7 protein-coding genes are annotated in these 8,365 nt (G+C 65.7%); 5 read left to right on the top strand and 2 right to left on the bottom strand.

Features of this window, described 5'->3' with window-relative positions; genetic code table 11:
- Window positions 1-297 precede the first annotated feature (297 nt).
- From WCB02_RS11665 to WCB02_RS11655, 3 genes are all read left to right on the top strand, one after another.
- Window positions 298-1,854 (top strand): sugar ABC transporter ATP-binding protein, encoded by a 1,557-nt coding sequence (locus WCB02_RS11665; protein WP_423958328.1) that lies wholly within the window; start codon window positions 298-300, stop codon window positions 1,852-1,854.
- A complete protein-coding gene (locus tag WCB02_RS11660) occupies window positions 1,844-2,935 on the top strand; it encodes an ABC transporter permease subunit (RefSeq protein ID WP_423958327.1) in 1,092 nt (363 codons plus the stop codon). Before WCB02_RS11665 ends, WCB02_RS11660 begins: the two co-directional genes overlap by 11 nt.
- Before the next feature lie 120 nt (window positions 2,936-3,055).
- Complete coding sequence (locus WCB02_RS11655; RefSeq protein ID WP_423958326.1) at window positions 3,056-4,003, top strand: ABC transporter substrate-binding protein; 948 nt, start codon at window positions 3,056-3,058, stop codon at window positions 4,001-4,003.
- A 158-nt stretch (window positions 4,004-4,161) separates the two neighbouring features.
- On the opposite strand, the gene WCB02_RS11650 is transcribed toward WCB02_RS11655, so the two are convergent.
- Window positions 4,162-4,338, bottom strand: coding sequence for a hypothetical protein (locus WCB02_RS11650; RefSeq protein ID WP_423958325.1), 177 nt, complete (start codon window positions 4,336-4,338; stop codon window positions 4,162-4,164).
- A gap of 798 nt (window positions 4,339-5,136) precedes the next feature.
- Between WCB02_RS11650 and WCB02_RS11645 the strand changes: the two genes are divergently transcribed.
- A complete protein-coding gene (locus WCB02_RS11645; RefSeq protein WP_423958324.1) occupies window positions 5,137-6,195 on the top strand; it encodes an LLM class flavin-dependent oxidoreductase in 1,059 nt (352 codons plus the stop codon).
- A 166-nt stretch (window positions 6,196-6,361) separates the two neighbouring features.
- Here WCB02_RS11645 and WCB02_RS11640 read toward each other — a convergent pair whose 3' ends face one another.
- Window positions 6,362-6,889: a hypothetical protein gene (locus WCB02_RS11640; protein WP_423958322.1), complete on the bottom strand. Its 528-nt coding sequence runs from the start codon at window positions 6,887-6,889 to the stop codon at window positions 6,362-6,364.
- Window positions 6,890-7,623: 734 nt separating this feature from the next.
- Between WCB02_RS11640 and WCB02_RS11635 the strand changes: the two genes are divergently transcribed.
- On the top strand, window positions 7,624-8,365 hold a 742-nt coding region (locus WCB02_RS11635; protein ID WP_423958329.1), incomplete at its 3' end, for a metallophosphoesterase.

Genomic DNA, 8,365 nt, shown 5'->3' with positions numbered 1-8,365 from the left:
CGGCTGGGGCGGCTGGCCGTCACCTCCGAGCCTATCGCGGCGGTCTGCACGGCGCCGCGACGGATCGAGACGTTCGAACCCGATCCCGCGCTTTCGGACGCCTACGCCGGGCGGCTTGCGCAATGGCGTCGGCTGTACCGGCCGCAGCGCTGACACAGCCCTGCACGACGGCCGACTTGGCTGGCCGATTTGGATGTCTTCGGTATTGCCCTACGCCGCAGCCTTTTGTTTAATGCGCAAACCGCGCTGCCACCAGAACGAGCCGCGGGGCAAGAAACACGTGCGCCGGGAGGCACGATGGGCGGTCCGATCCTGGAGATGCCAATCCTCGAGATGCCAATCCTCGAGATGCGAGGCGTCTCCAAATCCTTCTTCGGCATCAAGGCGCTGCGCAATGTCGACCTGACGGTCCATGCGGGCGAGATCCACGCGCTGATGGGCGAAAACGGCGCCGGCAAATCGACGCTGATGAAGATCCTGTCGGGCGCCTACAGGCCCGATCCCGGCGGCGAGATCCGGATCGACGGCAGGCCGGTGCGGATCGACGGCCCACTTGGCGGCCGGGCCGCCGGCATCTCCATCATCTACCAGGAATTGTCGCTGGCGCCCAATCTGAGCGTGGCGGAGAACATCTATCTGGGCCGGGAACTGTCGCGGACCGGCTGGCTTGCCCGCGGCCCGATGCGGGCCGGCGTCGGTCCGATCCTCGAGCGGCTCGGCGCCGACTTCACGCCGCAGACCCTGGTCGGCCAGCTCTCGATGGGACAGCGCCAGCTGGTCGAGATTGCGAGGGCGCTGCACGCCAGGTCGAAGATCCTGATCATGGACGAGCCGACCACCGCGCTGTCGGCGGGCGAGAGCGAGAGATTGTTCGCGCTGATCCGTCAACTGCGCGCCGAGGGTCTCGCCATCATCTATATCTCGCATCGCATGGACGAAGTCTATGCCCTGGGCGACCGCGTCACGGTGCTGCGCGACGGCCGGCTGGTGGGATCGCTCGACAGGCCCGAGATCCGCGCCGACACCATCGTCCGGATGATGGTCGGGCGCGACGTCTCTTCGTTCTACAGCAAAGACCACGACCCGCAGGCGAGACGGGGACCACCCATGCTGGCCGCCCTCGACATTGCCGATGGGCGCCGCGTCAAGGGCTGCTCGCTGACGGTGCATGCGGGCGAGGTCGTCGGACTGGCCGGACTGATCGGCGCCGGCCGCACCGAGCTCGCGCACCTCATCATCGGCGCATCGCCGATGACATCGGGCCAGATCGAGATCGAAGGCCGGCCAGTGACCATCCGCACGCCCGGCGCGGCACTCGATGCCGGCATCGCCTATCTCACCGAAGACCGCAAGGCGCTCGGCCTGTTTCTCGACATGTCCTGCCTGGACAACATCAACCTCGCCGTGCTCGGCAGGGATGCGAGATTCGGCTGTATCCTCGACCGCGACAAGGCTCGCGACCGCGCCGACCGCGCCTTCGCCACGCTCGGTATCCGCGCCGCGAATGTCGCCGTCACGGCCGGCGAGCTCTCCGGCGGCAACCAGCAGAAAGTGCTGCTGTCGCGGCTGCTTGCAACGGCGCCGAAGGTCCTGATTCTCGACGAGCCGACCCGCGGGGTGGATGTCGGAGCCAAGTCCGAGATCTATTCGATCATCGACAATCTCGCCAAATCCGGCACCGCCATCCTCGTCATCTCGTCCGATCTGCCCGAGATCATCGGCATCTGCGACCGCGTCCTGGTCATGCGAGAGGGGCTGATCGCCGGCGAGATCACGCGAGGCGCCACATCGCCGCTCAACCAGGAAGACATCATGGCACTCGCCACCGGGACGGAACAGCTCGATGCCTCATGATGGTGCTTCGCCGGCCGAAGCTTCGCAGGCCGAATCCGCGCGGGCCGAATCTGCGCGGCCAAAGGCCGCATCCGCCGCGGCGTCCGGCCTCGCGGCCGCGCAGGAGACCAGGCGTCAGCGCCTGAGGCTCGCCATCCGCGCGGCCGGCATGCTGCCGGTGCTGCTGCTGTTGTGCATCGGCTTTCATGTCCTGTCGGACGGCCGCTTCTTCACCGGCCAGAATCTCGGCATCGTGCTGCAACAGGCCGCGGTCAATACCGTGCTGGCCGCGGGCATGACCTTCGTCATCCTCACCGGCGGCATCGACCTCTCGGTCGGTTCCATCCTGGCCGCTGCCGCGATGGCAGGGCTGACGGTGTCCAAGCTTCCTGACCTCGGCTCGCTCTGGCTGCCGGTCGCGGTGCTCACGGGACTGGTGTTCGGCGTCATCAATGGCGCGTTGATCGCGCTGTTGCGGCTGCCGCCTTTCATCGTCACGCTTGGCTCCCTGACGGCGGTGCGCGGGCTGGCGCGGCTGTTGGGCGCCGACACCACCGTCTTCAACCCCGCCCTTCCCTATGCCTCCATCGGCAACGCGTCCTTGACGCTCATTCCCGGCGTCGCCTCGATTCCGTGGCTCTCGGTGATCGCCTTGCTGGTCATCCTGGTCTCGTGGCTGGTGCTGCGCCGCACCGTGCTCGGGGTGCATATCTATGCGGTCGGCGGCAACGAGAGCGCGGCGCGGCTGGCCGGCATCAAGGTCTGGGCCGTGCTGATCTTCGCCTACGGGACCTCGGGGCTGTTGGCGGGACTTGGCGGCGCCATGCAGGCGGCGCGGCTCTATGCCGCCAACGGGCTGCAGCTCGGCCAGTCCTACGAGCTCGACGCCATCACCGCCGTCATCCTGGGCGGCACCTCCTTCGTCGGCGGCATCGGCTCGGTATGGGGAACGCTGGTCGGCGCGCTGATCATCGCGGTGTTGTCGAACGGCCTGATTCTCACCGGCGTGTCCGACATCTGGCAATATGTGATCAAGGGTCTCGTCATCATCGCCGCCGTGGCGCTCGACCGCTACCGGCTGCAGGGCTCGGCGCGAACCTGACGATCGCGTTTTCGAGCGAAGTGGAAACCGGCTCGCGTGACGACACCCGTCGAAACAAGAATCCCCTTACGGCAACTGGTCCGCCGTGCCGGGAACCAGAACGGACCAGGGAGGAAGACCATGTTGAAGACGATCTCGTTTGCCGGCGCCGCGGTGGCGCTGGTGCTGAGCTCCGCGCCGTCCCCGGCCAAAGAGCTCAAATCGATCGGCATCTCGCTCGGCTCGCTGGGCAACCCGTTTTTCGTCGCCTTGTCGAAGGGCGCCGAGTTCGAGGCCAGGAAGACCAATCCCAATGTGAAGGTCACGACCGTCGGCTTCGAATACGACCTCGGCAAGCAGGTCACCCAGATCGACAACTTCATCGCGGCCGGCGTCGACCTGATTCTCTTGAACCCCGGCGATCCCAAGGCGATCGGGCCCGCGATCAAGAAGGCGCAGGCGGCCGGCATCATCGTCGTCGCCGTCGACACCGCCGCCGAAGGCGCCGACGCCACGGTGACCACCAACAACGTCCAGGCCGGCGAGATCTCCTGCCAATACATCGCCGACAAGCTCGGCGGCAAAGGCGACGTCATCATCGAGAACGGGCCGCAGGTCTCCGCGGTGATCGATCGGGTGGTCGGATGCAAGAACGTGTTCGCCAAACATCCCGGCCTCAAGGTCCTGTCCGACGACCAGGATGGCAAGGGCTCGCGCGAGGGCGGCTTGACGGTGACGCAGGGCTATCTGACCCGCTTCGCAAAGATCGATGCGATCTTCGCCATCAACGATCCGCAGGCCATCGGCACCGACCTCGCCGCGCGTCAGCAGCAGCGCAGCGGCATCGTCATCACCTCGGTCGACGGCGCCCCCGATATCGAGGCCGCGCTGAAGGACCCGGGCTCGCCGCAGATCCAGGCCTCCGCCTCGCAGGATCCGTTCTTCATGGCGCGCCGCGCCGTGCAGCTCGGCGTCGGCATTCTCAATGGCGACAGGCCCGCTTCGACCGTGGAGCTGTTGCCGTCGAAACTCATCACCCGGGACAATATCGCCGAGTACAAGGGCTGGACCTCGGACCGTTCGCAATGATAGCGCCGGCGACACGGCGCCGCTCGCGCGCGGCGTCTCTCAATGCAAGCCGTCGCACCAGTCGGGAGAAGAGGCCGGTTCCGCCACGCTGGCACGGCTTCGGCAGAGAAGTGTTATCCAGATAAGAGAATGGCCCCGATGAAGGGGCCATTTTCCTATTACTTCTTTTCGTCCGTCATCGGCTTCTTCATCATCTCGTGGTGATGATGATGATGGTGATGATGGTGATGCTTCATCGGCATCGCCATCGGCTTCGCATCTTCTGCGCTGGCAATCGACGGAAGCGCCAGTGCGATAGCAGCCAGAGCGGCTAACGCGTAGCAAAGGTTTTTCATTGATCCCCCTTATTCAAACCTGACTCCATGCAGGCAACTGATACTAGCAGACGCGCCCATTGACGCCCACAGGAGAATTATGAACGGACGTTCAGATACGCCAGCGACGGAACGGGAACCATCGCCACCTGCACTTGATAGCCGAGTTCCGCAGGTTCCGGTTTGCGGTCAGCGGCGGATGAAAATCTGGACCATGCGCGGGCGCGGCGCGCTGCGAGGATGCGGTGTGTTGTCTTGCTCAGCCGTCATTGCGAGCAACCCTTGCGGTCGAACGATCCGGCTTTGTTTTTCGCGGCGCGACGGATTGCTTCCGCCTTCGCCAAGGCTCGGCGGACAAGTCGCTGGGGCTCGCAATGACGATGGGTCTTGCGAACAGGCGTCTTGACAGGGCGCACCAGGTGCGAATCCAGGTTACGCTCGTTCGTCGATCCGGTGACACGACGCACTTGACCAGACGTACTTGGCCAAACGAATTCGACCAGGTGTCCGCTCCGATCGCAGCCCGATGGTCGAAAAATGCGCTGCGATCGTGAAGCGGCTGCTCGACTTCGGATGCTGATCCCCGCGACGCGCGTGATGCGACGCAGCCCGTGCCGAAGACGGCAGGCGCCGCCGCGTTACGGATGTAACCCGGTTTCTCCGATCTGAAACGGTGCCGTAGCTTGCCGCCTGCATTGATGGTGCCGACATCGGGCAGCCGGCGGAGACCATCACCCGCGGATTGCGGCGTCCACACGGCAAGTGGCTTGCGCAGTCGAGCTGCGCGGGCTTGCGGCCGGCAAACGAGTTTCTCAACGCATGGGATCATATGACGACATGATGCAGCCCCTGGAGTTCGGCCTGTTCGATCACATGGATGATGCCGGTCGCGGCCTGGCGCGACAATATGAGGAGCGCCTTCTCCTTGCGGCGGCCTGCGAGGCGGCCCGGTTCCGGGCCTATCACCTGGCCGAGCACCATGGCACGCCGCATGGCATGGCCTCATCGCCGAATCTGTTCCTGGCCGCGATGGCGCAGCGCACCAGCCGCCTTCGCCTTGGGCCGCTGGTGATGCTGCTGAACCTGTACCACCCGCTGCGCGCCTTCGAGGAAATCTGCATGCTCGATCAGATCTCGGGCGGCCGGGTCGAGTTTGGCATGGGCCGCGGCGCGACACCGATCGAGCTCGGTTTCTTCGGCGTCGAGGCCGGCGAAGCGCAGGACCGGTATCGTGAGGCGGCTGACGTCGTTCTCGCCGCCATGGCCGGCGGAACGTTGAACTACCATGGTCGCTACTTCGACCTGCGGGACGTTCCGATCTCGCTGGCTCCCATCCAGCGTCCACACCCGCCGCTGTGGATCGGCACCATGCAGCCGGAAACCGGCGCCTGGGCTGCCGACAACGCGGTGAACATCGCCTGTGTCGCCGGCGTGGAGCGCGTTCGCGCCATCACCGATGCCTACCGCGCCCGCTGGCGAACCCGGCAACAGCCGAGAGCCGTGATGCCGCGTCTCGGCATGGTCCGCCAGATCGTCATTGCCGACAGCGATGCAGCGGCTCGCGCCCTGGCCGCACCGGCCTACCAGCGATGGTTCGAGACGTTCACCCATCTTTCCCGGCAGCGGCACCTGCCGTTGCCGCCGTCGCTGCCGGCAACATTCGAAGAAGCGATGCGGAGCGGATTTTCGATCCCGGGATCCGCGTCGACCGTACGCAGGATTCTGATGGCGCAGGCATCGGATGCAGGGATCGATTATCTTCTCTGCCAGGTCGCTTTCGGAAACCTGCCGCTGGATGCGTCGCTGCGAACCGCGGCGGCGATCGCTTCGGACATCATGCCGTACGTCGCCGAAGCGTCGCTGGACCTCGTGCACTGACTTCGACGAGGGGAGTGACGCTGACGCGCAATTGATACGACGTTCCTTGCACGACCCCGGACAACCCGATCAGGCGAGCCGAAGCTGCGGCGACACCGCACCCGATCGCCGCGCTCGGCGGATTTCGGATCGCGCTCACTGGCTTGATGACGCGTCCGGCGGCCGGTCACGCATGCTTGAGCCGAATTTCCTGCTGCATGCGTTCGACGACCGTCGATAAGGCCTGGTCGACCAGCCTCCGGTCGGCCTTGCCGTACCGTACGCCGCGAACCGCCCAATCCGGATCGAGACGCGATTTCGGGATCTTGCGCTCGACGATGACCGAGATGAAGCCTGCGCAGCCCGACGAGGTCGTCCTGACGGCTTCCGCAATCGCCGCTTCCAGCTCCGCGATCGTCATCGACGTCCGCTGGTCCGCCCGCCGCCAGCGGGGCAGGCGCAACGCAAGCAGATGTTTTGGCACAGGTTCCGGCGCAAGTCCCGGCGCGGCTCTCGACGCTCGTCCTTGCGAGGCGGCAATACCGGACGCCCGCCCGATGATTCCTGCCTTCAGCATCGCCCACGACACCGCGGCCCCGACATTGCCGGCGGCAACTCGGATCGCGCCGCCGTCGGCGTCTTCCTTGGTCACATCGTGCAAGATCAGCGAAACAAGCGCGACCCAGGACCAGAAGATCAAAATCCAAGCCAACATCAAGCTCACGCCGCGTCGCCTTCAGCCTGGGCGACGCTGAACCCTTCCGCAGGCCGCGGCAGCGCACAAGTAAAATCTCGGTCAAGCAAGCAAACCGACCGCTGGCATGCGTGGCTGTCGGATGCACGCACCTCGCGCCAGACCCACCGTCATCGCCCGGCTTGACCGGGCGACCCAGTATTCCAGAGGCTCCCGATCGATGCGCGCCTCCGGGATACTGGATCCCCGCTTTCGCGGGATGACGACTTGAGAGGCGGATACGAATGTCTTCGCCTCGCCCCGATACGGCGCCGATACGGCGGGGGCGCACCGCAACGCTCGATATGATTCGAACTTCAAGATCGCTCGTCTGGAGACTTGCGCCCGTTGCGCGATGGATTGCTTTCGCCGTCGCCAGGCTTCGGATGACAGGTGGCCGGCGCTCGCGATGACGGTGGGCTTGGATGACAGTGGGCTTGGCTGTGACGATCAGGCTGGACACGGCCGCGGGGCGCTGCCCTCCGCCTCTTCCTGAGCCAATCGTTGCCGGCGCCGACCTTTGTGCCGCCGACCTCACGCTGCCCGCCTTCGTGCACGCGTCCGCGGCGGCGCATTCAGCGCCTCCGCCCGGAATGTTCCATTCGCGGTGCAGTTTCCAGGTCATTCTCATCGGCGATGATAGCCCGCCCGGCTTGCGCGCGGAGAGGCCGTCGCCTAAGCACTCGTCTCCGCGAACGACGCTTCGGAGAGACCCGATTTTCCACCTCATCTTCGCTCTGCCCAGCCTGCTCGTCGTGACGCGGTTCGTCTGGCCCCTGCATCTGCCGCTTGCGGTGAAATGCGTGGCCGTCCTGCTTCTGCTCGGCGCCTCCCAGTACCATTTCTGGAGCCGGCTCTCCTCGGGCTCGGTGTTCGCGCCGGAGTTTCCGCGTCCGCTGGTCATCCTCTTCAACTGGGCGTTCGGCGCGATCATCCTGCTCGCGCTGCTGCAGCTGCTGCTGGACGGCGCCACGCTGATCGCGATGGCGGTCCATGGCGGCCAAGTGAACGTTCCCGACGGCGCGCGCTACGCCATCGGCGGCGTCGCCGCCATTCTCGCCGCGATCGGCGTGCATCAGGCGCTGCGGGTGCCTCCCTTGAAGGATATCGAGATCGCCATCATGGAGCTGGCGCCGCAATTCGACGGTTACACATTGCTGCAACTGACCGACCTCCACATCAGCCGCCTTTTCCCGGCCTGGTGGGCCCGCGCCGTGGTCGCGCGGGCCAATGGCCTGGGCGCCGACCTGATCGTGGTGACGGGCGACCTGATCGACGGCAGCCTCGCGGCGCGGTGCAAGGACGTGGAGCCGCTGCGCGACCTGCGCGCGGCGGACGGGGTGTACGTGATCCCCGGCAACCACGAATACTTCTTCAGCTACCGCGAATGGATGGCGCACTACGCGGCGATGGGGATGCGCGTGCTCGAGAACGACCACGCGGTGCTCGAACGGGAGG

The organism is Bradyrhizobium sp. (assembly GCF_049581145.1).
GTDB lineage: Bacteria > Pseudomonadota > Alphaproteobacteria > Rhizobiales > Xanthobacteraceae > Bradyrhizobium.
The sequence above is the reverse complement of the archived record's forward strand: the minus strand, read 5'-3'. Positions and strand labels throughout refer to the sequence as shown.

Bases quoted from the DNA above. Each gene is read 5' to 3' on its own strand.
- WCB02_RS11665 (WP_423958328.1), top strand. From the start codon at position 298: ATGGGCGGTCCGATCCTGGAGATGCCAATCCTCGAGATGCCAATCCTC.
- WCB02_RS11660 (WP_423958327.1), top strand. From the start codon at position 1,844: ATGCCTCATGATGGTGCTTCGCCGGCCGAAGCTTCGCAGGCCGAATCC.
- WCB02_RS11655 (WP_423958326.1), top strand. From the start codon at position 3,056: ATGTTGAAGACGATCTCGTTTGCCGGCGCCGCGGTGGCGCTGGTGCTG.
- WCB02_RS11650 (WP_423958325.1), bottom strand. From the start codon at position 4,338: ATGAAAAACCTTTGCTACGCGTTAGCCGCTCTGGCTGCTATCGCACTG.
- WCB02_RS11645 (WP_423958324.1), top strand. From the start codon at position 5,137: ATGGGATCATATGACGACATGATGCAGCCCCTGGAGTTCGGCCTGTTC.
- WCB02_RS11640 (WP_423958322.1), bottom strand. From the start codon at position 6,889: ATGTTGGCTTGGATTTTGATCTTCTGGTCCTGGGTCGCGCTTGTTTCG.